24 protein-coding genes, 1 tRNA gene and 1 pseudogene are annotated in these 26,108 nt (G+C 69.5%); 19 read left to right on the top strand and 7 right to left on the bottom strand.

What is annotated here, in order from left to right; all coding sequences use genetic code 11:
• The first annotated feature begins 43 nt into the window (after nucleotides 1–43).
• Nucleotides 44–116 (top strand) — tRNA-Glu (locus tag D1J51_RS14035).
• A gap of 65 nt (nucleotides 117–181) precedes the next feature.
• Here D1J51_RS14035 and D1J51_RS14030 read toward each other — a convergent pair.
• Complete coding sequence (locus D1J51_RS14030; RefSeq protein ID WP_119076194.1) at nucleotides 182–1,207, bottom strand: tyrosine-type recombinase/integrase; 1,026 nt, start codon at nucleotides 1,205–1,207, stop codon at nucleotides 182–184.
• 115 nt (nucleotides 1,208–1,322) lie between these two features.
• Nucleotides 1,323–1,535, bottom strand: a complete 213-nt coding sequence (locus D1J51_RS14025; RefSeq protein ID WP_119076192.1) for a hypothetical protein — start codon at nucleotides 1,533–1,535, stop codon at nucleotides 1,323–1,325.
• A gap of 107 nt (nucleotides 1,536–1,642) precedes the next feature.
• Between D1J51_RS14025 and D1J51_RS14020 the strand changes: the two genes are divergently transcribed.
• Entirely contained in the window at nucleotides 1,643–2,353 is a 711-nt protein-coding gene (locus D1J51_RS14020) for a hypothetical protein (RefSeq protein WP_119076190.1), read from the top strand.
• Nucleotides 2,354–2,712: 359 nt separating this feature from the next.
• Here the strand turns inward: D1J51_RS14020 and D1J51_RS14015 are convergent, their stop codons facing one another.
• Nucleotides 2,713–3,366 (bottom strand): hypothetical protein, encoded by a 654-nt coding sequence (locus D1J51_RS14015; protein ID WP_162903850.1) that lies wholly within the window; start codon nucleotides 3,364–3,366, stop codon nucleotides 2,713–2,715.
• Between the two features lie 54 nt (nucleotides 3,367–3,420).
• Nucleotides 3,421–4,563, bottom strand: coding sequence for an epoxide hydrolase family protein (locus D1J51_RS14010; protein WP_119076186.1), 1,143 nt, complete (start codon nucleotides 4,561–4,563; stop codon nucleotides 3,421–3,423).
• A 60-nt stretch (nucleotides 4,564–4,623) separates the two neighbouring features.
• On the opposite strand from D1J51_RS14010, the gene D1J51_RS14005 reads away from it, so the two are divergent.
• The 11 genes from D1J51_RS14005 to rlmN all read left to right on the top strand — a co-directional run bounded on the left by D1J51_RS14005 (nucleotide 4,624) and on the right by rlmN (nucleotide 16,901).
• Nucleotides 4,624–5,637, top strand: coding sequence for a helix-turn-helix transcriptional regulator (locus D1J51_RS14005; RefSeq protein ID WP_119076184.1), 1,014 nt, complete (start codon nucleotides 4,624–4,626; stop codon nucleotides 5,635–5,637).
• A gap of 80 nt (nucleotides 5,638–5,717) precedes the next feature.
• Nucleotides 5,718–6,293: a hypothetical protein gene (locus D1J51_RS18210; protein WP_205547913.1), complete on the top strand. Its 576-nt coding sequence runs from the start codon at nucleotides 5,718–5,720 to the stop codon at nucleotides 6,291–6,293.
• 654 nt (nucleotides 6,294–6,947) lie between these two features.
• Entirely contained in the window at nucleotides 6,948–8,012 is a 1,065-nt protein-coding gene (locus D1J51_RS13995; protein WP_119076182.1) for a 3-isopropylmalate dehydrogenase, read from the top strand.
• 32 nt (nucleotides 8,013–8,044) lie between these two features.
• The gene (locus tag D1J51_RS13990; RefSeq protein ID WP_119076180.1) at nucleotides 8,045–9,160 is read left to right on the top strand and encodes a branched-chain amino acid aminotransferase; all 1,116 of its coding nucleotides are present in this window, start codon (nucleotides 8,045–8,047) and stop codon (nucleotides 9,158–9,160) included.
• Nucleotides 9,157–9,960 (top strand): fumarylacetoacetate hydrolase family protein, encoded by an 804-nt coding sequence (locus D1J51_RS13985; RefSeq protein ID WP_119076178.1) that lies wholly within the window; start codon nucleotides 9,157–9,159, stop codon nucleotides 9,958–9,960. Before D1J51_RS13990 ends, D1J51_RS13985 begins: the two co-directional genes overlap by 4 nt.
• A gap of 90 nt (nucleotides 9,961–10,050) precedes the next feature.
• Nucleotides 10,051–11,142: a carboxylate-amine ligase gene (locus tag D1J51_RS13980; protein WP_119076176.1), complete on the top strand. Its 1,092-nt coding sequence runs from the start codon at nucleotides 10,051–10,053 to the stop codon at nucleotides 11,140–11,142.
• Between the two features lie 115 nt (nucleotides 11,143–11,257).
• Nucleotides 11,258–12,577 (top strand): sigma-54-dependent transcriptional regulator family protein, encoded by a 1,320-nt coding sequence (locus D1J51_RS13975; RefSeq protein ID WP_240423295.1) that lies wholly within the window; start codon nucleotides 11,258–11,260, stop codon nucleotides 12,575–12,577.
• A gap of 85 nt (nucleotides 12,578–12,662) precedes the next feature.
• Entirely contained in the window at nucleotides 12,663–14,186 is a 1,524-nt protein-coding gene (locus D1J51_RS13970) for an acetaldehyde dehydrogenase ExaC (protein ID WP_119076174.1), read from the top strand.
• Entirely contained in the window at nucleotides 14,186–14,674 is a 489-nt protein-coding gene (locus tag D1J51_RS13965) for a DUF779 domain-containing protein (RefSeq protein ID WP_119076172.1), read from the top strand. Before D1J51_RS13970 ends, D1J51_RS13965 begins: the two co-directional genes overlap by 1 nt.
• 34 nt (nucleotides 14,675–14,708) lie before the next feature.
• Nucleotides 14,709–15,539, top strand: a complete 831-nt coding sequence (locus tag D1J51_RS13960) for an aldo/keto reductase (protein WP_119076170.1) — start codon at nucleotides 14,709–14,711, stop codon at nucleotides 15,537–15,539.
• A gap of 45 nt (nucleotides 15,540–15,584) precedes the next feature.
• The gene (gene rlmN, locus D1J51_RS13955; RefSeq protein WP_119076274.1) at nucleotides 15,585–16,901 is read left to right on the top strand and encodes a dual-specificity RNA methyltransferase RlmN; all 1,317 of its coding nucleotides are present in this window, start codon (nucleotides 15,585–15,587) and stop codon (nucleotides 16,899–16,901) included.
• A gap of 30 nt (nucleotides 16,902–16,931) precedes the next feature.
• Here rlmN and D1J51_RS13950 read toward each other — a convergent pair whose 3' ends face one another.
• Both D1J51_RS13950 and D1J51_RS13945 read right to left on the bottom strand, forming a co-directional pair.
• On the bottom strand, nucleotides 16,932–17,831 hold the full coding sequence (locus D1J51_RS13950) for a hypothetical protein (protein ID WP_119076168.1): 900 nt from the start codon (nucleotides 17,829–17,831) through the stop codon (nucleotides 16,932–16,934).
• A 121-nt stretch (nucleotides 17,832–17,952) separates the two neighbouring features.
• A pseudogene (locus D1J51_RS13945) lies at nucleotides 17,953–18,429 on the bottom strand (aminotransferase class V-fold PLP-dependent enzyme); the annotation flags it as partial.
• Between the two features lie 65 nt (nucleotides 18,430–18,494).
• On the opposite strand from D1J51_RS13945, the gene D1J51_RS13940 reads away from it, so the two are divergent.
• Genes D1J51_RS13940 through D1J51_RS13920 form a run of 5 tightly spaced genes read left to right on the top strand, consistent with a single transcriptional unit; the run spans nucleotide 18,495 to nucleotide 23,992 of the window.
• Nucleotides 18,495–19,445: a LysR family transcriptional regulator gene (locus D1J51_RS13940; RefSeq protein WP_119076166.1), complete on the top strand. Its 951-nt coding sequence runs from the start codon at nucleotides 18,495–18,497 to the stop codon at nucleotides 19,443–19,445.
• On the top strand, nucleotides 19,442–20,695 hold the full coding sequence (locus D1J51_RS13935; protein ID WP_119076164.1) for an MFS transporter: 1,254 nt from the start codon (nucleotides 19,442–19,444) through the stop codon (nucleotides 20,693–20,695). Before D1J51_RS13940 ends, D1J51_RS13935 begins: the two co-directional genes overlap by 4 nt.
• A 6-nt stretch (nucleotides 20,696–20,701) precedes the next feature.
• Entirely contained in the window at nucleotides 20,702–22,237 is a 1,536-nt protein-coding gene (gene gltX, locus D1J51_RS13930) for a glutamate--tRNA ligase (RefSeq protein WP_119076162.1), read from the top strand.
• Nucleotides 22,234–23,226 carry an NAD(P)/FAD-dependent oxidoreductase gene (locus tag D1J51_RS13925; RefSeq protein WP_119076160.1) on the top strand — a complete coding sequence of 331 codons (993 nt, stop codon included), beginning with the start codon at nucleotides 22,234–22,236 and terminating at the stop codon, nucleotides 23,224–23,226. The genes gltX and D1J51_RS13925 overlap by 4 nt, the downstream gene beginning before the upstream one ends.
• Nucleotides 23,227–23,245: 19 nt before the next feature.
• The gene (locus D1J51_RS13920; protein WP_240423293.1) at nucleotides 23,246–23,992 is read left to right on the top strand and encodes a queuosine precursor transporter; all 747 of its coding nucleotides are present in this window, start codon (nucleotides 23,246–23,248) and stop codon (nucleotides 23,990–23,992) included.
• 7 nt (nucleotides 23,993–23,999) lie between these two features.
• On the opposite strand, the gene tgt is transcribed toward D1J51_RS13920, so the two are convergent.
• Nucleotides 24,000–25,295 (bottom strand): tRNA guanosine(34) transglycosylase Tgt, encoded by a 1,296-nt coding sequence (tgt, locus tag D1J51_RS13915; RefSeq protein WP_119076157.1) that lies wholly within the window; start codon nucleotides 25,293–25,295, stop codon nucleotides 24,000–24,002.
• A 132-nt stretch (nucleotides 25,296–25,427) separates the two neighbouring features.
• Here tgt and D1J51_RS13910 point away from each other — a divergent pair, with 132 nt between their 5' ends.
• Nucleotides 25,428–25,664: a hypothetical protein gene (locus D1J51_RS13910; protein WP_119076155.1), complete on the top strand. Its 237-nt coding sequence runs from the start codon at nucleotides 25,428–25,430 to the stop codon at nucleotides 25,662–25,664.
• Nucleotides 25,665–26,108: the final 444 nt, after the last annotated feature.

Genomic DNA, 26,108 nt, shown 5'->3' with positions numbered 1-26,108 from the left:
TGCCACGGCAGCGGGGGTGATATCCCGAGGCCTGGAAGCGCCCGGCCCCATCGTATAGCGGCCTAGTACGCCGCCCTCTCACGGCGGTAACGCGGGTTCGAATCCCGCTGGGGTCACCGGAACGAAAACCCCCGCTCAGGCGGGGGTTTTCGCATATCCGGCGGTGGGTGTCGAAATGGCGCTACGCGGCTTTTGGCAACAGATTGGCAACATCCGATTGCATCGCTGCCTGATTGAGGGCCGTGGCAACACCGTCGAGGTCGTTATCGAACAGATCGGCATACACGTCGAGTGTCACAGCGGCCGAGGCATGCCCGAGCATCCGCTGCACCGCCTTGACGTTCGCCCCTGCGCTCACGGCGAGCGAGGCAGCCGTGTGCCGCAGTTCGTGGGGCGTGAGTCCATCGAGGTCGACCGCTGTAGGCGCAAGATCGAACCACCCGACTCGGTAGACGTGGTTCCGTAGCCAGGTTCCCGTGCGGATGCCGTAGAACACGGGAGCGTCGGCGGGGCGTCCGGCGATCTGTGTGCGGAGCAGGGCGACGAGGAACGCCGGGATCGGGATGCTCCGGTGCTCGTAGTCCTTCGGCGGCTCGATGCGCTGAAAGCCCTTGTCGGCCACGACGGTCTGCTCAACCGTCAGCCGTGGATTCTTGGCGTCGAGGTCGAGGTCACAGATGCGAAGCCCCGACAGTTCACCCCATCGCAGCCCACAGTAGGCCAGCACGAGCACGACGAGGCCGTAGCCGTGTTGCCGACCATCCTTTGCCGCGTCGATCGCCTGAGCGAGCGCGGCGACCTCGTTGTGAGACAGGTAACGCTTGCGCGTCTTCGTCGGCTTCGGGAGCTTCAGCCGTTGTGCCGGGTTCGACGGTAGCCGTCCATCCTCGACCGCGAACCGCAGCGCGCCAGAGAGCACGTTGACGATCTTCCGCACGGTAGCGGGAGCACCGGGCAGCGCCGAGGCCCACTCCTGCACCCGCAGGCGAGTGAGGTTGCCAATCGGGATCGAGCCGAGTTCGGGCACGATGTGCTTCTCGATGATGTTCTCGACACGGCTCCGAGTCGTCGCGCGCAGATCGCCCCGAGCTTTGAGCCAAATGTCCAACCAGTCAGCCACGGTCACTCGGGCGAGAGAAGGGTCGAGGTAACGACCCTGAGCGATGTCCACCTCGGTGGTTGCCAGGAACAGATCGGCTGCCTTCATTGGTTCTGAAACCGCGCTTCTGCGTCTGCTTCCGATCCGGCCGTCGGTACAGCGCACGGTAGCGACGACCCTTGGCCGTCTCGTAAGGTTTCGACACTTCCCATCGCTGCCTCGCCTACTGCCTCAGCCCGGCGAGGCGTTCGACATCGACACGGCGATAGACACGCTTGTGCTGGGTGAGCCGAATCGGCTCCTCCGGAGAGCGCCCCTCCAAAGCGAGAGTGCGCAGCGTCGTGCGGTGGATGCCGAGTAGCGCCGCCGTCTCCACCTCGGAGTAGAACAAGCGCGGAGAAGTGGAAGGCGCGGCGGCTTTGCTGTTCTCGTCCATCGCCTCGTCTCCTCCTAGCTAAGATATTTGCTGATATTTGAGCATACTAAGTCTCAAAGATAACCGCAAGTATCTGAGATAACTCTCTGGTTCGATAGACTCAATCCATGCACCCATCCCCGCAGCGCACCGGCGATCAGTCTTACGACGGCCTGATTGTCCAGTCAGACCTGCCCGATGGGTGGTACCTCCCGAGCCGATTCCCTGGCGAACGCGACGACGACGCCAGCGAACAAATCGACGCGATCCTCGGCTACAACGATCAGTCCAGCACCGAGGCCGACCGGCAAACGCAGCTCGACTCGGAGACCAACGAAACTATCGACGGACGCTGGCGCTACATCGAGCACACCGCCACCGCAACCCGCGTGATGATCCGCCTTCAGCGACAGACGTTCGCGGTACCCGAGGAAGTACGGATCACCGGCGTCATCTACCTGCCGTGGCGACCTGGCGACCCGATCACCAGCCAGCTCTTGCGTGAACTGCCGACCGCTCGAATCGAGGCAGCGATCAACAAGCGCCTGTTCGCGATGAGGCGCACCGAGACGATCACTGGCGGCAAGATCGTCCTGCCCTCCGGTCGCAAGGTTGCAGAACGAGACCTGCTGAAGCCGCTCAGCGACCCGAAGAAAGACCCAGACTTCTACGAGCTGGTCGCACTCCAGCACGGCCGACTCACTGCCAAGGGCGATCCCAACCCGTCAGCAACGATGGCCGAGATAAGCGGCGTTGCTCTCTCTACTGCACAGGGCTGGGTCACTCGCGCCCGCGCCCGTGGACTGCTCCCGCCTGGAAGGCAGGGTCGGGCCGGTTAGTTGGGAGTTCTGAACTCATCCGTTCCCCCTCGCACACGAAATCATGAATCGGCGTTCTGCCGCATGATTCCGCGGCTTCCGCGAGGCTCGCCTGTGGATACCTGCACCGCGCTCCACGACCGAGCAGGGTCGGTAGCACATGAGTTAGCACATGAAATGCGCCCCGCTCCTGCCTGATTCAGTTGGAGAAGTCGGCTTCGTGTGCGGTGCCAACGGCGAGGCCCGGCCCTCCAGCCGACGCCGTCGCAGGCCCGTAGCGGCGATACCCGCTCGGGGTGGTGCCGCCACCTCTTTCCGAGGTTCGCGCACATCATCGCCGCGGTCTCCGCGACTAGCAACGGGGCAGGGTGAAACACGCGTCACCGTGGCACTCGCGCGCGCGGGCCGAGCGAAACCGGCCACTGGACGCCCGGCGCGGTACGAATGTGCGGGGCGATAGCTGAGAGCACCTCGTCAACCAGGCTTTGCAGCCGGAAGAAACCCGCCGCCTCTGGCAGTTCAGCGGTGAGCGCGGTGAGGTCGTCCAGCACCGGCCCGAGGCGTTCGACGGCAGGTTCGCCCAGGCGGAGTACTTGGATCGGGTCGGGATACATGCGGGCAGCAAGCTCGGCGGCGTCTGCGAGGTCGGCGGCGTGTTCGAGGTGCTGCCAGAAGAACACCCCGAGCAGATAGCCGGTATCCAGCGGCACCGTCGTGACTACCGTGCGGCCCTCCGGTTCCCAACCGAACGCCACACCCGTCGTGACCAGCACCACATCACCCGACGACACGGGGCGAGGTTCCGCATCGCCGCGCAAGACAATCGACCCATCACAGACGAACACGAACCGCACGCAGTCGTAGACCGTCACCGACTCCGCGACTTGCCGATGCATCACCCTGTGCGCGGCGACCCATCGAAAGGGTGCCAGCGCTCCCCGATAGGACGGCGAGCGCTGATTCGGCGCGGTCGCTCGTCCCGGCGCGGTGTCGGCCGGTGTGGTCTCCGGCTGTTCAAGTAGAAGTGTGACCACCGTCTCCCTCCCTCACGATGGCATGCCCGATGAGCACGCCTGGTGTGCATTGGACTACCGTTCGGCGCGGAAGAAGATCCGCAGATCCTCGACCAGCGCCTCGGGCCTTTCCAGGGACGCGAAGTGCCCGCCGTCGGGGAACTCCGACCAGTGCACGATGTTGCTGTTGTCTCGCTCGGCGAAGGCCCGGATCGTCTGGAAGTCGTCCGCGAACACGGCGACCCCGGTGCGGGAACGGTTGACCGCCGCGTCGGCGCCTGCACGCGCTTCCTCGAAGTGGTATCGCCCGGCCGTCGCCTGGGTGTTGGTGAACCAGTACAGCGAGACCTGCGCGAGAATCTGGTCTCTGCTGACCAGGCTCGTGCCATTGCCGAAGTTGTTGAAGAGTTCGCTCCACGCCAACTGACCGACAGGGGAGTCGGCAATGCCGACCGCGACGGTCTGCGGCCTTGAGGCGTTGATCTGGTTGTAGCCGCCAACGGACTGGAACCACTTCATGTGTTCGAGTCCTTGATAGTCCTTGGGAGTCAGCTTCTCGAACTCGGAGGGCTCACCGGAGGGGAACGAGAACAGTTGCAGCACATGCAGCCCGAGGAACCCCTTCGGCTCCAGCACTCCCAGCTCACGGGCGATAATCGCACCGCTGTCGCTGCCATGCGCCCCGTAGGAGTCGTAGCCGAGTCGGCGCATCAGCTTGTCGAAAGTCTCGGCCACCCGACGCATCGTCCAGCCTCGACCGTTCACCGGTGTGCTGAATCCCATGCCTGGGATCGACGGCAGCACGATCGAGAACGCATCCTCAGCTTTGCCCCCGTGGGCGACCGGATCGGTCAGCGGGCCGATCATGTCGAGAAAGTCGATGAATGACCCTGGGTAGCTGTGGCCGAGCAGCAGAGGCGTGGCGTCCTTCTCCTTCGATGGCACATGGATGAAGTGCACAGTCTGACCGTCGATGTCGGTGAGATAGTGCGGGTAAGCGTTCATCCGCGCCTCCCATTCGCGCCAGTTGAACCGTGTCCGCCATTGCTCGACGGTCTCAGCGAGGTAACTGTTCGGGGTGCCGTACTCCCAGTCGTCGGTCGGCGCGGGGCGTGGGAGACGGGTTCGCGTGAGGCGGTCAGCAAGATCGTTGATGTCGGCCTGAGGTACCTCGACTCGGAAAGGGCGGATGGTGGTGTTTGCGGTATTTTTCGTCATGACTAAGACGCTAGAGGTCATATAGGAAGATTAGATTCCTAAATCGCGTATGATTTTTCCATGCTAGAAACGTCCTCCCGGCTGCTCGCCCTGCTGGCGCTCTTACAGTCTCGGCCGGAGTGGCCCGGGGCCGAGTTGGCGGAGCGTCTGGGTGTGAGCCGACGTACGATCCGCAACGACATCGACCGACTGCGCGAACTTGGCTATCCGATTGAGGCGACACGGGGCGCGACCGGGGGTTACCGGCTCGGGCCGGGAGGGAAGATGCCGCCTCTGCTCCTTGACGACGAGGAAGCGGTGGCGGTCGCCATCGGGCTCCGCGCAGGCCGTGGGGTGACTGGGATCGAGGAGAGCAGCTCACGAGCTCTTGCCAAGCTGGAACAGGTGCTTCCGCATCGACTCCGCCGCATGGTCACCGCGCTGCACGAGACCACGACAGACGGGCCAACAAACACCGGCAGCAATGTGCCGGATCCCGAAGTGGGCGCTGAGACTCTTGCTGTGATTGCCGCAGCAATCCGCGACCAGCACCTACTCCGGTTCGGCTACTCCGCTCCCATGCGTCCCGAAGACGGGCCGGTGCGCAACGATGCCTCGGCGGAGTTCTCCGACTGGCCGATCCTCGTTGAGCCGTACCGGCTAGTGAGCTGGGAGCGACACTGGTATCTCGTCGCCCGCGGCCCTGAGACCGGAGCATGGAACACCTACCGCGTCGACTGGATGACTCTGAAACTGGCAACCGCGCGGAAGTTCGTTCCGGTCGAGCTGCCGGGCGGAGACTTCACCAGTTTTGTGCTTCGCGACGTGGCGGCCGCAGGCTGGCGAGTACACGCGCGGATCACCGTGCATGCACCGGCCGAAAAAGTGCTGTCGCGGATCAACGCAACTGTGGGCGTGGTTGAGGCGATTGACGAATCGAGCTGTGTTCTTGTCACCGGCGCGGACAGCCTCGAGATTATCGCGGTGTACGTCGGCATGCTCGGTCTCGACTTCGAGGCGACCGAGCCGCCGGAGTTAGTGGAGCATATGCGGACGTTGGGCCGCCGCTACCTTGCAGCCGTCGCGACCGCATAGCCGTTAGGGGTCGTGACTGCGCACTACACGTCAGATCAACGCCGTGTGATCTTGTGATCCTGTGGTGTCCAGGCGCTGGGGTGATCTCGGACAATGCCGGTTCGGTCTACATCGACCCTGAATGCTGCGGCAGCAAGGAAATCTCCGCGTCTCCGACGGCGGAAGGCACCAGTAACGTCATCCTTACCGTTGAGCCGCATGGCGACAGCGACACACAACCACACCAGCCGATTCCACTGATGCCTCGAGCGCTCTTGCCCCTGTTCCTCCGAATGAACGTATGCTACCGTAGGTATTTGCAAGAACATGAGATAGTGAAAGGTCGGAGCATGAAGGGCGGCGTGATCCTCTTCCGGGGCTCCGGCGCGGATGCCCGTCGCTACCTGGAGTCCGACCGATCGCGAGCCGACGACTATTACCTGGAGGGCGGAACCGCTCTGGCGGAGTTCACCGCAGTCGACGCCGAGGGCCGTGTGATTGGCGAGCTTGGACTGACCTCGGACGAATATGCGAAATGGGTGGACTGGACGAATCCGCTCACGGGAGAGTCGATGGGCAAGCCGCGCCTGCCCGGTCATGGACGGCGTGGGTCGCCGCGGTTCGCGGAAATGGTGGTGAATGTACCGAAATCTCGGAGGTTGGGGCGATGCTTATGACAGGCCGTCGTGTTGCACTCCTAAAGGACGGATCGATCGAGAAGATGCCGACCGACTTTGTGGGAATGATCTATAAGTCAGTCGACCTCTCGGATGAGGCCGCAGTTCGTTCTCATGTCGCGGATTGGCTTGTAAACGACCTGCGCATCGGCAACATCTAGTGGCAACATTTTGGCAACGAACCCCGACGAAGAGAACTTTCGCGCCGCACTCGACACACTCGGGAAGCACTGAAACACAGGCAAGTCCCGAGGCGATCACGTCGATTCGGGCACTCTGAACTCCCTCTCGCGGCGGTAACGCCGGTTCGAATCCCGCTGGGGTCACCGGAACGAAAACCCCCGCTCAGGCGGGTGTTTTCGCATTCGTGCCGTCAAGCGCCGGTGTCCCGCAGCCTCGGGCGGCAGACCCCGCCCCGGCACCGATCCGGCCCCGCCGCCCGCCGCCCGCCGGGGTCGGCGCGGCCGTCGAGCCGATCCGTGTGCGCCTTTCGGGGGGTTCACACGAGCCGAAGCGGCAGAAAGGCGCACACGGATCGGAGAAGTGCCGAGAACCGGGCCCAGAACCCTGCCGAGCGTGAAGTCCGGGGGCGGCCCGGGGGCGAGACGCGAGTAAGCTGGAGGCGCTCAGTCCCAGCACGAAGAGGAGCGTTCAGTGACCCGCACCATCAGGCTCGCCGTCATCCCGGGCGACGGTATCGGACCCGAGGTGATCGAGCAGGCGAATCGCGTGCTCGACGCGGTGCTGGCGGGCGGCGACGTCGCGCTCGACCGCACGGAGTTCAAGCTGGGGGCGGAGCGCTACCTCGAGACGGGGGACACGCTGCCGGCCCAGGAGCAGGCCGCGATCGCACAGCACGACGCGATCCTCTTCGGCGCGGTCGGCGGCGCTCCGAACGACCCGCGCCTCAAGCACGCCAACATCGAGCGGGGCCTGCTGCTCAAGCTGCGCTTCGACTTCGAGCACTACGCGAACGTGCGCCCCTGCACGCTGTTCCCGGGGGTCGAGTCGACGCTCAGAAACCCGGGCGAGGTCGATTTCGTGGTCGTGCGCGAGGGCACCGAGGGCCCGTACGCCGGCAACGGCGGTCGGCTGCGGCCCGGCACCCCGAACGAGGTGGCGACGGAGGTCTCGGTCAACACGGCTCTCGGCATCGAGCGGGTGGTGCGCTACGCCTTCGAGACCTCGCGGAATCGTCCGCGCAAGAGGCTCACCTGGGTGCACAAGACCAACGTGCTCGTGCACGCCGGCGCCGCCTGGCAGCGCATCGTGCAGGCCGTTGCCGCGGAGTATCCCGAGATCGCCGTCGACTACATGCACGTCGACGCGGCCACCATCTTCATGGTGCAGGATCCTGCTCGCTTCGACGTGATCGTCACTGATAACCTGTTCGGAGACATCCTCACGGACCTGGCCGGCGCCATCGGCGGCGGCATCGGGCTCGCGGCCAGCGGCAACATCAATCCCGACGGCTCGTTCCCGAGCATGTTCGAGCCCGTACACGGATCTGCGCCCGACATCGCGGGGCAGCAGAAGGCGGACCCGACAGCGGCGATCCTCTCCGCGGCCCTCATGCTCGACCACCTCGGCCTCGGAGCCGAGGGCGATCGCGTGCGCGACGCCGTGCGCGCGGACCTCGCCGCTCGCGTCAGCGCTCGGCGCTCCACCGCCGAGATCGGCGATGCCGTGATCGCGCGGCTGCCGCGCCGCGGCGACTGACCTCCAGCCCCTCGAAGCAAGAGAGCACACCCATGACTGACCTGGCATTCACCCGCACCGAGGCCGAGAGGCTGCCCGCCGCCGATCGCGAGGCGATCCTGAGCGATCCCGGCTTCGGCAACCGCTTCACCGACCACATGGTCTCGATCGTGTGGACGCGGGATGCCGGGTGGCACGACGCCGAGATCATCCCCTACGGGCCGATCGCGATGCATCCGGCCTCCTCGGTGCTGCACTACGGCCAGGAGATCTTCGAGGGGCTCAAGGCGTACCGCCGCCCCGACGGTTCGATTGTGACCTTCCGCCCGGAGGCCAACGCGAGGCGCCTCAACGAGTCGGCCCACCGGCTCGCGCTGCCCGAGCTGCCGGAGGAGCTCTTCGTGCGGGCCATCCGCGAGCTCGTGCGCATCGACGCCGACTGGGTGCCGGGCGGGCAGGATCAGAGCCTCTACCTGCGGCCGTTCATGATCGCCGACGAGAACTTCCTCGGGGTGCGCGCGGCCGAGCGCGCCCGCTTCCTCGTGATCGCGAGCCCCGCCGGGCCGTACTTCAGCGGTGGCGTGCAGCCCGTGTCGATCTGGTTGTCGCAGGATCTCGCCCGCGCGGGCCGCGGCGGCACGGGCGCTGCGAAGTGCGGCGGCAACTACGCGGCCTCGCTGCTGCCGCAGCGGGTCGCCGCCGAGAACGGCTGTCAGCAGGTGCTGTTCACCGACTCCGCGACGGTCGACACCATCGACGAGCTCGGCGGCATGAACCTGTTCCTCGTGCGCGCCGACGGCACGCTGCTCACCCCCCGGCTCAACGGCAACATCCTCGACGGCGTGACCCGCCGCAGCCTGATCCGGCTCGCGAAGGATCGCGGCCACGAGGTGGAGGAGCGCGACCTCACCGTGACCGAGTGGCGCGAGGGCGTGACCGACGGCAGCATCACCGAGGCGTTCGCCTGCGGCACCGCGGCCGTGATCACCCCGATCCGGCAGCTGAAGGGCGAGGGCCTCGACATCGACTTCTGCGACGCCGCTCCCGGCGAGCTGACCATGTCGCTGCGGGAGGAGCTCACGGGCATCCAGAGCGGCACCCGGGAGGATCGCCACGGCTGGCTCGACGTGATCGTGCCCGCCGCTCAGCCCGCGGGGGCGCAGGCGTGAAGGTCGCGCGCTTCCAGTTCGAGGGCGAGATCTCGTTCGGCATCCTCGACGAGGCCGAGGGGAACGGCGACGGCCGGGGCGGGGGCCTCGAACTGGTCGAGCTGAGCGGCGATCCGATGATCTCGGGCTTCGACACCACTGGCCGTCGGATCCGCCTCGAGGAGGCGCGGCTGCTCGCGCCCGTGATTCCCCGCTCGAAGGTGGTCTGCGTCGGCAAGAACTACGCCGATCACGTGGCCGAGATGCGCTCGGAGACCGGCGGCGACGCCCCCGAGGAGCCGCTGCTGTTCCTCAAGCCCAACACCTCGGTGATCGGGCCGGGCGAGCCGATCGTGCGGCCCGCGATCTCGGACCGCGTGGAGCACGAGGGCGAGCTGGCCATGGTGATCGGCGCGGTGGCCAAGGACGTGCCGGAGGAGGAGGCGCTGCAGTACGTCTTCGGATTCACCTGCGCCAACGACGTCACGGCCCGCGATCTGCAGATCAAGGACGGGCAGTGGGCGCGGGGCAAGGGCTTCGACACGTTCTGCCCGCTGGGCCCGGTGATCGAGACGGATCCGGATCTCGCCGATGCCCGCTTGGTCACGCGCGTGAACGGCGAGGTGCGCCAGGAGGGCCGCACCTCGCAGCTGATCCACTCGCTCGCCCGCATCGTGGCCCACGCCTCGCAGGCCTTCACGCTGCTGCCCGGCGATGTGATCCTCACGGGCACGCCCGCGGGGGTCGGCCCGCTCGAGTCCGGAGACACCGTCGAGGTGGAGATCGCGGGGGTCGGGATCCTGCGCAACCCCGTGCTGTGATGCGGCCTCCGCGCCGCCGCCGTAACAGTGGCGATCGCGGAGGGCGGCCTGTGCCACACTGGAACTCTTGCGAGAAGGGCAGGTGGTGCGATGGTCGCAGCTTCCACCCGCGCGCCGAGGTTCGGTGTCGAAGAGGAGTACCTGCTGCTCGACGCGGAGTCGGGGCTCCCGAGCGACGGCGCCGAGGAGCTGATCGAGGCGCTGCCGGGACTGCGCGCCGAGCACGAGTTCTTCCACTGCCAGCTCGAGACCGCCACCCCTGTCTGCGAGCGGGCCGACGAGGCGCGCGACGCTCTCGGCGGGTTCCGCGCGACGGCGGCGGCCGCGGCTGAGGAGCTGGGACTGGTGCTCGCGGGCACCGGCCTGCCCCCCGTCGGCGGCGACGAGCCCGGCCGGGTCGTCGCGAAGCCCCGCTACCTCGAGATCGCCGACTCGGCGCGCGGATCGGTCGCGCGCTACTACTCGACGGGCGCCCACGTGCACGTCGAGGTTCCCTCGCGAGACGCCGGCGTGCAGGCGATCGCCCGCTTCGCCCGCTGGTCGCCGACCCTCGCCGCTCTCGCCGCCAACTCGCCCGTCTACCTGGGCGAGCGCACAGGGTACGCCAGCTGGCGCTATCTGCTCACCCAGCAGTGGCCCACCTCCGGTTACCCGCCCGCCTTCGCCGACGGCTCCGAGTACCGGAGCGTGGTAGCCGGACTCGTGCGGGCGGGGGCGCTCGTCGACACGGCGCTCGTGAACTGGTCGATCCGGCTCTCGGAGCGATTCCCCACGATCGAGCTGCGCACGGCCGATGCGCAGCTCGAGTCGGAGGACGCGATCGCCCTCGCCATGATCTTTCGCGCACTCGCGGCTCGCGGCCTGCGCGAGTACGAGCTCGGCGAGCTCCCGACGTACCCGCAGCCCGACCTGCTGCGCGGCGCGCACTGGCTGGCCGCCCGGGACGGGCTGCGGGGCCGGCTCTTCGATCCACTGGACGGCGAGCCGCGTCCGGCGTTCCAGCTGGTCGACGCGATGCTCGAGCACGCGGCCGACGAGTTGAGCGCAGCCGGCGACGCCGAACTGGTCGAGCGGTTCGTCGCGCGGCGGCGAGCCGACCGCGGTCCGGCGCAGCAGCAGCTCGAGGCCTGGGAGTCGGACGGCGTCGCCGGGCTGCTGGCGCTCTACCGCTCGGGATCGTAGCGCGCCGACGACTCTGCGCCCCGGGGCGGATCCGCCTCGCGCGACGGTCGTGGCCGGCGCGGTTCTCGGCTACCCTCGGAAGAGGCGGGGGACGGGCTGCGAAGGAGGAGCCGGAGTGGCGAGCGAGTGGCGCGCACTGCGCAGCGGCGAGTCGGCCCGTGAGCGGCGCCGACGTCTCGCACAGGCGCACGAGGCCTTCATCGCCGGGGCGGTATCGGCCGACGATCCCGCCTCGCTCGAGCGATTCGCCGCCCGGGCCGAGCTGCGCCCGGTGGTCGTGGAGTCCTGGCTGAGGTCGCAGCAGGGCACGATCGATCCGTTCCGCGCACCCGAGGGGCCCGCCCTCACCGGCGAGGAGCTGGCGGAGCTGCGCCGCGTCCACCCCATCGCGCGGGTGCTCCCCGTCGTGCAGCGGCTGCTCTTCGAGGAGGCCGGCGACTCGGGACTCATCGTGGCCGTGGGTGACGCGGCCGGCCGACTGCTGTGGCTCGACGGCGATCCGGGGCTGCGGTCGAGGGCCGAGGACATGGGATTCCGTGCGGGGATGGACTGGTCGGAGGCGGCGGTGGGCACGAGCGCCCCCGGCAGTGCGCTGGCGCTCGACCACGCGATCCAGGTGCTCGGAGCCGAGCACTACAACCGCGCCGTGCACCAGTGGAGCTGCACCGCCGCACCCGTGCACGACCCGGCGAGCGGGGCCATCATCGGCGTCATCGACGTCACGGGCGGCGACGTCGCCGCGTCGCCGCACATCCTCCCGCTCGTGGAGGCGACGCTCGCCGCGGTCGAGGCCGAGCTGAAGCTCGAGTCGCTGCGCTCGCTCATCGAGAGCGAGCGGCCGAGGCGCCGGGCCGCGCCGATCGCGCCGCGGCTGGTGCTGCTGGGGCGCGATCCCGCGCTGCTCGAGCACGCCGACGGATCGATGCCCGTCAGCGGCAGGCACGCCGAGATCCTGCTCGCCCTCGCGGGCGCCCCGCAGGGGCTCGGGGCCGCCGCCCTCGCCGAACAGGTCTACGGCGACGCCGCGTCGGAGCAGACCCTTCGCGCCGAGATGGTGCGGCTGCGCAGGTGGCTGGGACAGCGCGGGATCGGCCTGCTCTCGCGCCCCTACCGCCTCGACCGCGCGCTGCGCATCGATGCGGTCGAGACGCTCGAGGCGCTCGGGCGCGGAGCGCACCGGCTCGCGCTCGCCGCCTACGAGGGGCCGGTGCTGCCGGCCTCCGATGCTCCGGTCGCCGAGCGGCTGCGCGCCGAGGTCGACGGGACGCTGCGGGAGTCGGTGCTGCAGTCGGCGGCGGCCGATCCGCTGTTCGAGTACGCCCAGAACTGGGCCGCCGACGACGCGGAGGTGTGGGAGACGCTGCTGCAGGTGCTGCCGCCGCTCTCCCCGAAGCGAGCCCGGGTCGTCGCGAGGCTCGAGACCCTGCAACGTTGATGCAACGTCGGCGCGCGTAACCTGCCCGTAACCGAATCCCGACGAGGGATGAGGGGTCCTGACAGCGACGTCGAAGGAGACAGCCATGACCGTCTACGCAGCACCGGGCCAGCCCGGCTCGCCCGCGAGCTTCAAGAGCCGTTACGAGCACTACATCGGCGGGGAGTGGGTGCCGCCCGTTAAGGGGCAGTACTTCGAGAACGTGTCGCCGGTGACCGGCAAGGCCTTCTGCGAGGTCGCCCGCGGCACCGCGGAGGACATCGAGGTCGCTCTCGACGCGGCCCACGCCGCCGCGCCTGCCTGGGGAAGGACGAGCGTCGCCGAGCGCGCGGTGATCCTGAACAGGATCGCCGACCGCATCGAGCAGAACCTCGAGGCCATCGCGGTGGCCGAGACCTGGGACAACGGCAAGGCGGTGCGCGAGACGCTGGCCGCCGACATCCCGCTCGCCATCGACCACTTCCGCTACTTCGCCGGCGCGATCCGCGCGCAGGAGGGCGGGATCTCGCAGATCGACCACGACACGGTCGCCTATCACTTCCACGAGCCGCTCGGCGTCGTCGGGCAGATCATTCCGTGGAACTTCCCGATCCTCATGGCCACCTGGAAGCTCGCCCCGGCGCTCGCCGCGGGCAACGCCGTCGTCATCAAGCCCGCCGAGCAGACGCCGGCGTCGATCATGTTCCTGTTCGAGCTGATCGGCGATCTGCTGCCGCCCGGCGTCGTCAACATCGTGAACGGCTTCGGCGCGGAGGCGGGCAAGCCGCTCGCGTCGAACAAGCGCATCCGCAAGATCGCGTTCACCGGCGAGACCACGACCGGCCGCCTCATCATGCAGTACGCCTCCGACAACATCATCCCCGTCACGCTGGAGCTCGGCGGCAAGAGCCCCAACCTCTTCTTCGAGGACGTGATGGCGAAGGACGACGCTTACTGGGACAAGACGCAGGAGGGCTTCGCGATGTTCGCCCTGAACCAGGGCGAGGTCTGCACCTGCCCGTCGCGCGCGCTGATCCAGGAGTCGATCGCGGGCGACTTCCTCGACGCCGTGGTGGAGCGCACCGAGCGCATCACGCGGGGCAACCCGCTCGACACCGACACGATGGTGGGCGCGCAGGCGTCGAACGACCAGTTCGAGAAGATCAGGTCGTACCTCGACATCGGCCGCCAGGAAGGCGCCGAGGTGCTCACGGGCGGCGGGATCGAGGAGCTCGGGGGCGAGTTCGCGGAGGGGTTCTACATCCAGCCGACCATCTTCCGCGGCGACAACTCGATGCGCATCTTCCAGGAGGAGATCTTCGGGCCGGTTGTGTCGGTGACCACCTTCGCCGACTTCGACGATGCGATCCGCATCGCCAACGACACGCTCTACGGTCTCGGCGCCGGCGTCTGGAGCCGCGACGGCAACACCGCTTATCGCGCGGGGCGCGCGATCGAGGCGGGCCGGGTGTGGGTGAACAACTACCACAGCTATCCCGCGCACGCGGCCTTCGGCGGCTACAAGTCGAGCGGCATCGGGCGCGAGAACCACCTGATGATGCTCGACCACTACCAGCAGACGAAGAACCTGCTCGTCAGCTACGACGAGAATCCGATGGGCTTCTTCTGATGAGTGCCGGCGACAGCTGCGATCTCCCCGCGGGGGCTCCGGCCCCCTCGGGGAGCGCCCCGATCCCTGGCACGGTGGACGCTAGAGCGGAGGTGGAGGGTGAGATCGAGAGCCGGCTGGCCTTTACGCCGGCGGCGCTCGAGCTGATCGAGCGGTTGTGGTCGATGCATGGACCGCTCATGTTCCACCAGTCGGGCGGCTGCTGCGACGGCAGTTCTCCTATGTGCTACCAGGACGGCGAGTTCAGGACGGGCGGGCAGGACGTGCTGCTCGGCACCCTCGAGCTGCCCCCGCTCCCGGGAGCGGCCGGTTCCGGCACCGGCGGTGCCGAGGCGAACCGGGAGATCGGCTTCTGGATGTCGCGCGAGCAGTTCGGGGTGTGGGCCCACACCCATCTCACGGTCGACGCGGTGCCGGGGAGGGGGAGCGGCTTCTCGCTGGAGGCGCCCGAGGGGCAGCGCTTCTTGATCCGCTCGAGGCTGCTCTAACGCTCCGTCGCCTCACGGGCCTAGAGTGGAGGGCATGATCGAACAGCGCGCACACGACGGATTCGCACTGCCGGCCATTGGGCTCGGCACCTACGGGCTGAACGGGATCGCCGGGGCGGCCTCGGTGCGATCAGCCGTGGAGGCCGGCTACCGGCTCGTCGACTCGGCTTTCAACTACGAGAACGAGGGGACCGTGGGTCGCGGGGTGCGCGACGCGGACGCCGACCGCGCGTCGGTGATCGTCACCAGCAAGCTGCCGGGCCGCCATCACGAGTTCGACGCCGCCCTGCGCACGGTCGAGGAGAGCGTGTACCGCACGGGGCTCGACGCGATCGACCTGTACCTGATCCACTGGCCCAACCCCGCTGTCGGCCGGTACGACGAGGCCTGGCGAGCCCTCGTCGAGGCGCGCGATCGCGGGCTGGTGCGCCACATCGGCGTCTCCAACTTCCTGCCGGAGCATCTCGAGCGCCTCGAGGCTGAGACCGGCGTGCGCCCGGTGGTCAACCAGATCGAGCTGCACCCCTACTTCCCGCAGGCCGAGGCCGTGGAGTACCACCGCGAGCGCGGCATCATCGTCGAGGCCTGGAGCCCCGTCGGGCGCGGCAACGACGTCACCGCGCAGCCCGTGGTGGGCGAGATCGCCGCCGCGCATGGCGTCTCGCCGGTGCAGGCGATTCTCGCCTGGCACGTGGCGCGCGGGGTCGTGCCGCTGCCGAAGTCGGCCGATCCGGGCCGCCAGCGCGAGAACCTGGCCGCGGCGGAGGTCTCGCTCGCGCCGGACGAGGTTGCGGCGATCACCGCGCTCGGCCGCCCCGACGGCCGCCTGAAGGGTCAGGATCCCGCGGTCTACGAGGAGTTCTGAGCTCGCCGCCGGGGCGCACAGCCGGCGGATGAGACAATGGGAGCGATGGATCCGAACAAGCTCAACCACGACGCGCAGCCCGCGCGCCCTTCCCAGCAGGCGCCGCGGGGCGAGCTGATCAAGACGCGACCCTCCGGAGGGGCCCGCCCGCAGATCCGCCCGAAGGCCGAGGGCTGGAAGCAGATCACGAACCCCGATGGCCGGCCGACGCTGCAGTTCGCGTCGCCCCGGGTGCAGCAGCCCGACACCCACCTCGCCGACATGACGCTCGCGGAGCGCGAGGCGAGGGTCGTCGAGATGGGCCTGCCGAAGTTCCGGGCCAAGCAGCTGTCGAAGCACTACTTCGAGCACCGCACCACCGATCCCGAGCAGATGACGGATCTGCCGAAGGATCGCCGGGACGAGTTGGCGCGCGCCTTCTTCCCACCGCTCCTCACCGAGGTGAAACGGCTCGTCACCGACGACGGCGCGACGATCAAGTTTCTGTGGCGCCTCTTCGACGGGGCGCTCGTCGAATCGGTGCTCATGCGCTACCCGGGCCGCATCACGCTGTGCGTCTCGAGCCAGTGCGGCTGCGGCATGAACTGCCCGTTCTGCGCGACCGGTCAGGCGGGCCTCACCCGCAACATGTCCACCGCGGAGATCCTCGACCAGGTCGTTCAGGCCAACCGGGTGATCGCCGAGGGCGGTCTCGGGCGCGCGCGCGAGCCGGGCGACGGCGCGGAGCCCGAGCGCGTGAACAACATCGTGTTCATGGGCATGGGGGAGCCGCTCGCCAACTACAAGCGCGTCATGAACGCGGTGCACCGCATGATCGCCCCGGCGCCCGAGGGCCTCGGCATGTCCGCCCGCGGCATCACCGTCTCGACCGTGGGGCTCGCGCCCGCCATCCGCAAGCTAGCCGACGAGCGCATTCCCATCACCTTCGCGCTGTCGCTGCACGCGCCCGACGACGAACTGCGCGACGACCTCATCCCGGTCAACAGCCGCTGGAAGGTCGAGGAGGTGCTCGACGCCGCCTACCACTACTACGAGACGACGGGCCGGCGGGTCTCGATCGAGTACGCCCTCATCAAGGACATGAACGACCACGGCTGGCGCGCCGATCTGCTGGCCGACAAGCTCAACGCGCGCGGCCGCGGGTGGGTGCACGTCAACCCGATCCCGCTCAACCCGACGCCCGGCTCGATCTGGACCGCGTCGACGCGCGAGGTCACCCGCGAGTTCGTCGACCGCCTCAACGCGGCCGGGATCCCGACCACGCTGCGCGACACCCGCGGCAAGGAGATCGACGGCGCCTGCGGGCAGCTCGTCGCCACCGAGCAGGACAGGGCGGAGGCGGCGGCGTTCGCGGCGTCCTGACGGTTCCTCGGCGCGGGAAGCCGCCGGCCGTCACAGCCGGCCGGACGTCTGCGGCACCTCGACCGCGAGGGCGTCGCGCCGCCAGCCCTCGATCCGGCGCTCGCCCTCGGTGCGGCCGAGCTCCCGCCGAGCACCGGGGTGCGCGGCGTACCAGCGCAGCGCGGAGTAGAGCGCGTCGATCGGCACGGTGTACCCCTCGGCCGCGAGCATCTGCACGTTCCCCGGAACGCCCGCCGCGGGGTCGAGCTCGAGCCGTATCGCGGCGGTCGGCCGGCGGTGACTGCCGATGATCTCGGGGCGGACGGTGCGGATGTACTCCCACGTGATCTCGCTGTCGCGACCCGGCATGCGGATGCTCACGGTCTTCTCGCCGAGCGCGACACCGCTCGGGCGCGCCCCGAAGCGCCCGTTGCGCCATTTCCGCGCGACGTTCAGATAGGCGAGCGCGCCGCTGACGACCGCGAAGAGCAGGCACGCGACGATCGCGATCAGCAGCGCGGCGGGGGTCGTCTCGGCGTTCAGCCGCGGGATCGTGCCGATGAGCTGCAGCGCCGCGAAGACGAGGCCGACGCACATGCCGAGCGTGAAGAGCACGTTGCCGAGCAGGAGAGGCCAGGGGAGCGCCTTCGTCGGTGCGACGTGCACCCATGAGTCGACGGGCGCGCGCTCGGCCCGAGTCATGACGACGGCGTTGAGGAAGCGGAACGGCGCGCGAGCCGGGCGCCCCATGAGGCCGATGCCGACGCCTCCGAGTCCCAACGTGAGGGCGAGCCAGACGGTGCCCGCCGCCGTGAGCCACTCGCCCTCGCGGGCGGAGCCGACCGAGGCGTAGACGCCGAGTGCGAGGATGAGGATCCCCACGATCATCGCCTGCACGGTCGGGTACTTCTTCTTGCCGCGCTCGGGGTAGCGCTCGAATCCGTCGGTCACAAGTGCCACAGTAACGCAGCGCGGCCTCGGTGCCGCCGATCGCCGGCCAGGCGGGGGAGACGTCGAATCGCCCGGCGCCCGCGGCGAGCGGCACGAGCTGCTCGTCGAGGCCGGCCCGCACGGTGAGGAAGGCCGTGCCGCGGGGCGCGCACAGCCACTTGTAGGCGTGGCAGACGGTGAAATCGAAGGATCCGGCGCCGACGGGCAACCACCCGAGCGCCTGGGTGAGGTCGACGAGCGTGCGGGCGCCCACCCGCGCGGCGGCGGCGCGGACCGCCTCGGCGTCGGCGAGTTCACCGCTCGCGGACTGCACGAGCGAGAACGCGACGAGCGCCGTCTCCGGCCGGAGCTGCTCCGCGAGCCGGTCGACCGGAGCGTAGCGCACGCGCACCCCGCGACCACGGAGACCAGCTGCGACACCTGGGAGCCGAGCGCAACGCGATCGGGGGCCACTCCCGCGAGGCCGGCGGTGCACGCGGAGAGGTAGCCGCGCCCCGCGGCGAAGCCGAGCTCGGTGAAGGGCGACGCTGCGGCGTCGGCCGGCGAGGTGCCGAGTGCGGATGCGGTCATGCAGCCAGACTGGGAGAACGCGACGCATAATGAAACAGAATCATTCCTGTGCTTTGTTTCATTTGAGGTTATGTTGGCGTTACCATCGGTGGCATGACGACGCTGCGCAACGCCGATCCGCTCGGCTCGATCGACTCGACCGAGCTGCGCATCTTGCACGCCCTCGCCACCACCGGCTCGCTGACCGCCGCAGCTGCGAGCCTCGGGTTGAGCCAGCCGGCCGTGAGCCAGCGCATCAAGCGCGTCGAGACGAAGCTCGCGGTGCCCCTCATCGAGCGCAGCGGGCGGGGAATCCGGCTCACCTCCGCCGGTCGCATCCTCGCCGGTCACGGCCGTACGGTGGTCGCCGAGATCGACGCCGCGATCGCGGCCATCGACGATCTGCGCGGCGAGCGGGCGGGCACCCTGCGGCTCGTCGGCTTCCCGAGCGCGAGCGCGACCATCGTCCCCGCGCTGATGCGCGAGCTCGCAGAGGAGGCCCCCAACGTGTCGCTGCAGTACCGCGAGGCCGAGCCGCCGGCCGCCACCGCGATGCTGCGCGACGGCGATGTCGACTGCGCGCTCGTCTTCGACTACGCGGGGGCGGCCGAGCTGCCGGCGGGCAGCGCGTTCCTGCCCCTCTGGCGCGAGGAGGTGCGACTGGTCGTCTCCGACGAGCGCGATCACCGCGGCGAGAGCGCGCACCTCGCGGACTTCGCCGCGGAGCACTGGATCGCGGGCTGCGAGAAGTGCCGGGGGCACCTGCTCACGGCCGCCGGCGAGGCCGGCTTCGAGCCGGACATCATCCAGGAGACCGACAACGTGCCCGCTATGCTCGCGATGGCGGCTGCCGGCGGTGCCGTCGCGCTCGTGCCGGGCCTCGCCCTGGCCGCGGCGCGCACGCTGCCCGAGGGCGCGAGCGCACTGCCGCTCGAGCCCGCGCGCCACCGCACCATCGGCCTGGTCTCGATGGTCACGGCGAACGAGAGCCCGCAGGTGCGCCTCGCGAAGCGCCTGCTCGCGGGCGTCGACGGTGCGCGCTGGGGGCTGGAGCCCGTCGGTTGAGCGCGGTCTCCGGGCGCGCGGTCGAGAACGGCGCGCAGCGCCGCATCGTCGCGATCCTCTCCCTGGCGACGGTGCTGGGCGGCCTGGGCGTCGGCGCCTCGCTGTCGGCGGGCGCGCTGCTCATCGCCGAGGTCACCGGCAACGACGCGCTCTCGGGCCTCGGGTCGACGATGAACGCGGTGGGGGCGGCGCTGGCGGGCATGCCGCTCGCGCGGCTCGCGGCCCGCCGGGGGCGTCGCGTCGCCCTGGCGTCCGGCAACGCCGTCGCGGTGCTGGGGGCCGTCGCCATCATCGCCGCCTCGGCGGCCGGCTTCTCCCCGCTGCTCTTCGCCGGGCTCGCGGTGCTGGGCGTCGCGAGCGCGGTGCAACTGCAGTCGCGCTTCGCGGCCGCCGACCTCGCGGTACCCGAGAACCGGGCGCGCGACCTCTCGCTGGTGGTCTGGTCGATCACCGTGGGCGCCGTCATCGGCCCGAACCTCATCACACCGGGCGAGATACTGGGCGAGGCGCTCGGCCTGCCGGGCCTCGCGGGGATCTTCATCTTCACCATCGGCGCGCAGCTCTCCGCGGGGATCGTCGTCTGGTGCGGCCTGCGGCCCGATCCGCTGCTCGAGTCCCGGCGGCTCGCCGAGGCGGCCGCCGCGGACGGCCCCTCCCCGCGGCGGTCGTCGACGGGCGGCGGGCCGGGCGGGCGGGCGCCGCAGTTCCTGGCGATCGCGCTCATCGCCCTGGCTCACGCGACGATGGTGTCCGTCATGGCGATGACCCCGCTCCAGATCGCGCAGCACGGCGGCGGCATCACGCTGGTGGGGCTCACCATCAGCCTGCACATCGCGGGAATGTACGCGCTCTCGCCGGTGTTCGGCATGCTCTCGGGCAGGATCGGCGCGCGGCCGGTGCTGCTGCTCGGGTTCTCCGTGCTGGCGCTGGCCGTGCTCGGGGCGGGCCTCGGCGGCGAATCGATGCCGGTGGTCCAGGTCGCGCTGGTGCTGCTCGGCATCGGGTGGAGCATGGTGACGGTCGCCGGATCGGCGCTGCTGACCGAGGTCACCCCGGTGGAGGCGCGCCCGAGGCGCCAGGGGCAGTCCGACACCGCGATGAACGCCGCCGGAGCGGCGGCCGGCGGGGCCTCCGGCCTTGTCTTCGCGATCGGGGGATTCCCGGTGCTCGCGGCGGTCGCGGGGGCGCTCGTCGTTCTGGGCGTCTCCGCCGCGGTGTCCCTGCGCGGGCGGCGCCAATCGATAGACTAGGGGGCGATGTCAACTAGCGCCTCTCCCCAGTTCTCCAGCGCCACCGGCGGCGACGTGCGCGTGCGCTTCTGCCCTTCGCCGACGGGCGTCCCGCACGTCGGCATGGTGCGCACGGCCCTGTTCAACTGGGCGTACGCCCGGCACACGGGCGGTACCTTCGTGTTCCGCGTCGAGGACACCGACGCGGCGCGCGACAGCGAGGAGAGCTACGCGCAGATCCTCGACTCGCTGCGCTGGCTGGGCCTCGACTGGGACGAGGGCATCGACGTCGGCGGTCCGCACGGGCCCTACCGGCAGTCGCAGCGCGGCGAGATCTACCGCGACGTCGCCGCCCGGCTCGAGCAGGCGGGCTACCTCTACGAGAGCTACTCGACCGCGGAGGAGATCGACGCCCGCAACGAGGCGGCCGGCCGGCCCAAGCAGTTCGGCTACGACAACCACGACCGCGACCTCACCGACGAGCAGCGCGCGGCCTTCCGCGCGGAGGGCCGTACGCCGGCGCTGCGCTTCCGCGTGCCCGACACCGATCTCTCCTTCACCGACCTCGTGCGCGGTGACATCTCCTTCCCCGCCGGCTCCACGATCGACTTCGTGGTGGTGCGCCCGGGCGGCGCGCCGCTCTACACCCTCACCAATCCCGTCGACGATGCGCTCATGGGCATCACCCACGTGCTGCGCGGCGAGGATCTGCTCTCATCAACGCCTCGGCAGATCGCGCTGCACCGCGCCCTCGTCGAGTTGGGCATCGAGCGGGAGATACCGCAGTTCGGCCATCTTCCCTACGTGATGGGCGAGGGCAACAAGAAGCTCTCGAAGCGCGACCCCGAGTCGAACCTGCTGGGCCACCGCGCGCGCGGCTTCATCCCGGAGGGGCTGATCAACTACCTGTCGCTGCTGGGCTGGTCGCTGGCCCCGGATCGCGACGTGTTCTCGCGAGAGGAGATGGTGGCGGCGTTCGACGTCGCCGACGTCAACCCGAACCCCGCCCGCTTCGATCAGAAGAAGGCCGACGCCATCAACGCCGACCACATCCGGCTGCTCGCCGAGGACGACTTCGGGCGGCGGATCCTGCCCTATCTCATCGCCGGCGGCGCGCTCCCCGTGGAGCCTTCCGAGGCGCAGCGCGAGACGGTTCGCAGGGCCGTGCCGCTCGTGCAGAGCCGCATCACGGTGCTCTCCGAGGCGGTGGGCATGCTCGGTTTCCTGTTCACCGCAGCCGAGGCCCTCGTCTACGAGGACGACGCGCTGAAGTCGCTCAAGGACGACGCCCCGCAGACGCTCGAGGCCGGGATCGCCGTGCTCGAGGCGCTGCCCGAGGAGTCGTGGCGCACGGAGCCGATCCAGGCCGCCCTCCAGGCCGCCCTCGTCGACGGGCTCGGTCTCAAGCCGCGGCTCGCCTTCGGGCCGCTGCGTGTCGCCGCCTCCGGTCGCCGCGTGTCGCCGCCGCTGTTCGAGTCGTTCGAACTGCTCGGCCGCGAGGAGTCCCTCGCGCGGCTGCGGCGCCTGGCTGCCCGCCTCGCGGAGGACTCGGAGCCGGCATGACGGCGGAGGACCGCGAAGCCCCGATAGGCGTCGCCGTGATCGGCGGCGGCCCCGCCGGGCTCTCGGCGGGCCTGCAGCTCGTGCGGGCGAATCGGCGCGTCGCGATCCTCGACAGCAACCGGCCGAGGCACTCCGCGACCCTCCGCTCCCACGGCTTCCTGACCCGCGACGGCGCGCCGCCGCTCGAACTGCGCCGACTCGGCCGCGAGGAGTTCGAGTCGTACCCCACCTCGATCTACGCGCAGGCCGTCACCCGGGAGGTCGCGCCGCTCGACCGCGGCGAAGCGCTCGCGGCCGGCTTCCCCGACGGCATCGGGTTCCGCGTGCGCGGCACCGGGATCCGCGGCTCGACCGACGCCGAGTTCGTCGCACGCCGCGTGCTCATCGCCGCGGGGCTCACCGAGGAGCTCCCGCCCTTCCCCATGATCCGCGCCTACTACGGCACGGCACTGCACAGCTGCGTGGAGTGCGACGGATTCGAGAAGACCGACAAGCCGCTCGCGCTCATCGGCGAGACGAGCGATGTCTTCGCGCGGGCGCTGCTCATCAGCCGCTTCAGCTCCGATCTCGTCGTGTTCACCAACGCCGCCGCAACCGTGACGCCGCCGCAGGAGCGGCAGCTCGCCGCCGTCGGCATCCGCGTCGAGCGGCGCCCCATCGACGACATCGTGGGCGAGCGGGCGGAGATGACGGGCGTGCGGCTCGTTGACGGCGAGGTGATCCCGCGCGTCGGCGGTTTCGTGCGCCCGCGGTGGCACGCGCCCGTCGAGTTCCTGGGCGACCTCGGCATCGATCGCGACGACTGGGGGCTGGTGGTGACGGACGACCGCGGCGAGACCTCGATCCGGGGCGTCTACGCCGTCGGCGACATCGTGCCGCCGGGGCCTCAGCAGCTCATCATCGCCGCGGGCAGCGGGGCCAGGGTTGCGGCCAAGCTCAACATGGACATGATCCGCGGCGCGCTGGGCGTCGGGCTGATCGACGCGTGAACCGGCTACAGTGGGCGAGATGAGGGGGACGGACGAAGTGGTGACCACGATGGACGCGCGGACCGACGACGACATGGCCCGTTTGACGCCGGGCGCCCGCGCGGCTGCCTCGGGCAGCCGATACGCGGCCATATCGGCGGTGTTCGTGGGGATCCTGCTCATCTCGAACGTGGTCGCGGTGAAGCCGATCGCGTTCGGCGCCGTCGGCTTCGGCGATTTCTCGCTGCCGCTCGTGTTCGACGGCGGTGTGTTCCTCTTCCCGCTCGCCTACATCCTGGGCGACGTGATCGCCGAGGTCTACGGTTTGAGGGCGTCGAGGCGCGCCATCTTCACCGCGTTCGGGCTGGCGCTGCTCGCGTCGCTCACGATCCTCGCGGTGCAGGTGTCGCCGCCGGCCGACGGGTGGGAGAACCAGGAGGCCTTCGCGGTGGTGCTCGGCTTCGTGCCGCGCATCGTCGCCGCGAGCCTGGTCGCGTTCCTCGCGGGGCAGCTGCTGAACGCGTGGGTGCTGGACCGCATGCGCCGACGCACCTCGGGCCGTCTGCTGCGCACCCGGCTCATCGCGTCGACCGTCGCCGGTCAGCTCATCGATACGCTGCTCTTCTGCACGATCGCGTTCGCGGGGATCATCACCGGCCTGGACTTCGTGATGTACGTGGTGCTCGGGTACGCGGTGAAGGTGCTCGCGGAGGTGGTGCTGCTGCCGGTGACCACCCGCGTGATCAGGGCGGTCCGAGACGCGGAGAAGCGCGCGGCCGCCCGTTGAGCCCGGGTCAGCGCCCGCTGAGGCGTCCCAGGGTCTCCTCGCGGAACTCGGCGAAGGCGTCGTCGATGATCGACTGACGGATCCGGTCGACCAGCCGCACGATGAAGCGCTCGTTGTGGATCGTGGCGAGGGTCGACGCGAGCATCTCCTTCGCCTTGAAGAGGTGGTGCAGGTACGCCGCGGTGTAGTTCTCGCAGGTGTAGCAGTCGCACTCGGGATCGAGCGGCTCGAAGCGCCGTCGCTGTGCGGCCGCTTTGGCGTTGATCCGCCCGGTGCTCGAGTACAGGGTGCCGCCGCGGGCCTGTCGTGACGGGGCGACGCAGTCGAACGTGTCGGCGCCGGCCGCGATGGCGGCGAAGAGGTCGTCGGGCTCCGAGATTCCGAGCAGGTGCCTCGGCTTGTCCTCGGGCAGCTCGTCGCCGACCCAGCCGACGATGGTGCCGAGCTCGCGCTTCTCGAGCGCGCCGCCGATGCCGAAGCCGTCGAAGCGCAGATCCTCGGCTTCGGCGCCGGTCATCTCGGCGATGCCCCGCGCCGCCCTGCGCCGCAGGTCCTCGTACTGCGCGCCCTGCACGATCCCGAAGAGCGCCTGGTAGGGGCGGTGGCCGCGCGCGGTGGTCTGGCGGGCGTGCTCGTCGAGACAGCGCACGGCCCAGCGCGCGGTGCGGTCGACGGAGTCCTCCTGGTAGCGGCGCGTGTTCATGAGGGTCGTGCACTCGTCGAAGGCGAAGATGATGTCGGCCCCGAGCTGGTGCTGAATGCGCATCGACACCTCGGGGGTGAAGCGGTGTCGATCCCCGTTGAGGAACGACTTGAAGGTGACGCCGTCCTCGTCGACGTGAGCGAGGCGCTCCTTGTTCTCGGCGATCACCTCGTCGCTCTGGTGGGCGTTCTCGTCCATCGAGATCACCTTCTTGAAGCCGACGCCCAGCGACATCACCTGGAAGCCGCCGGAGTCGGTGAAGGTCGGGCCGTCCCAGTTCATGAACGCGCCGAGCCCTCCCGCTTCGTCGACGAGGTCGCTGCCCGGTTGCAGAAAGAGATGGTAGGCGTTGGCGAGCACCGCCTGGCCGCCGAGCTCGTGCACGGTGGCCGGGAGCAGCGCCTTGACCGTCGCCTTGGTGCCGACCGGGATGAACGCGGGGGTCTGAATGTCGCCGTGCGGGGTGCGGATCGTGCCCGCGCGGCCGAGCGGCTTGTCGCCGGTGCCGCGGGCCCCGCCGCGCTCGAGGCGGCCGACGATCTCGAAGCCGAAGTCGGCGGGGGAGGGCAGGTGCTGCGCGGGTGCGGGGCTCTCGTTCACCCGTCCATCTAAGCACCCTGCGGCCGTGCGTTCGGATCGGTCCCCTCGAGGGCCCGTTTCGGCCGCTCCGCGCCGAGCGAACCCCGTCAACCTTGCTTGACTTCCTGAGGTCACGTCAATCGGAATTGACGCATGGACACGGACAGGCTGCGGGAACTCGCGGAGGCGAGCGAGAAGGAGAACGTGCTCATCGCGCTCGACGCGGTGATGCGGATGCGACGCGAGCTCGAGCGGCAGGAGGCGGTGCTGGTGCGGCGGGCGCGCAACGCGGGGGAGAGCTGGGTCGCTATCGCGGCGGTGCTCGGCGTCTCGAAGCAGGCCGCGCATCAGAAGTACGGGCGAGGCGCGCGTGAAGCTCGGAGGGGGTGAGGCGCCGTGATGAAGAGCGCGATGGCGACTGCGGGCGGACCGGGGCCCGAGGAGTACGGCGAGTGAGCGATCTCGGCGACCCCGTGTGAAGACGCTGGATCGCTGGATCTGCTGAATTCTGCGGGGACACGCCCGGGATCCCGCCCCGTGTTGCGGGGCGGTCTGGATCCGCGTAACGTATTCCCTTGTCAGCGCGACGAAGCGGGACGCGAAAGCGGCCCGGATCGGTTGCGAATCGGATCTCACGAAGATCACCCGGATGGGGCTTGAAAGGTTCTGTCCTGGTGGGTAAAGTGGGACTCTCGATCTCACCACTGAGACACTTCCTCGAAGAGGTCAGGTTTCTCGCGCTCACTCGTTGCGGGTGAGCGGATTTGCGGAGAGCGAATCAGAGTGGTAAGTTAGGCAGGTTGCTGTTCGGGGTCTTTCGGTGTGTGCCGGGGG

It is taken from the genome of Leucobacter sp. wl10, assembly GCF_003569785.1.
Lineage (GTDB): Bacteria > Actinomycetota > Actinomycetes > Actinomycetales > Microbacteriaceae > Leucobacter.
Note: the sequence above shows the minus strand (reverse complement) of the source record. Positions and strands in the feature narration are given on the sequence as shown.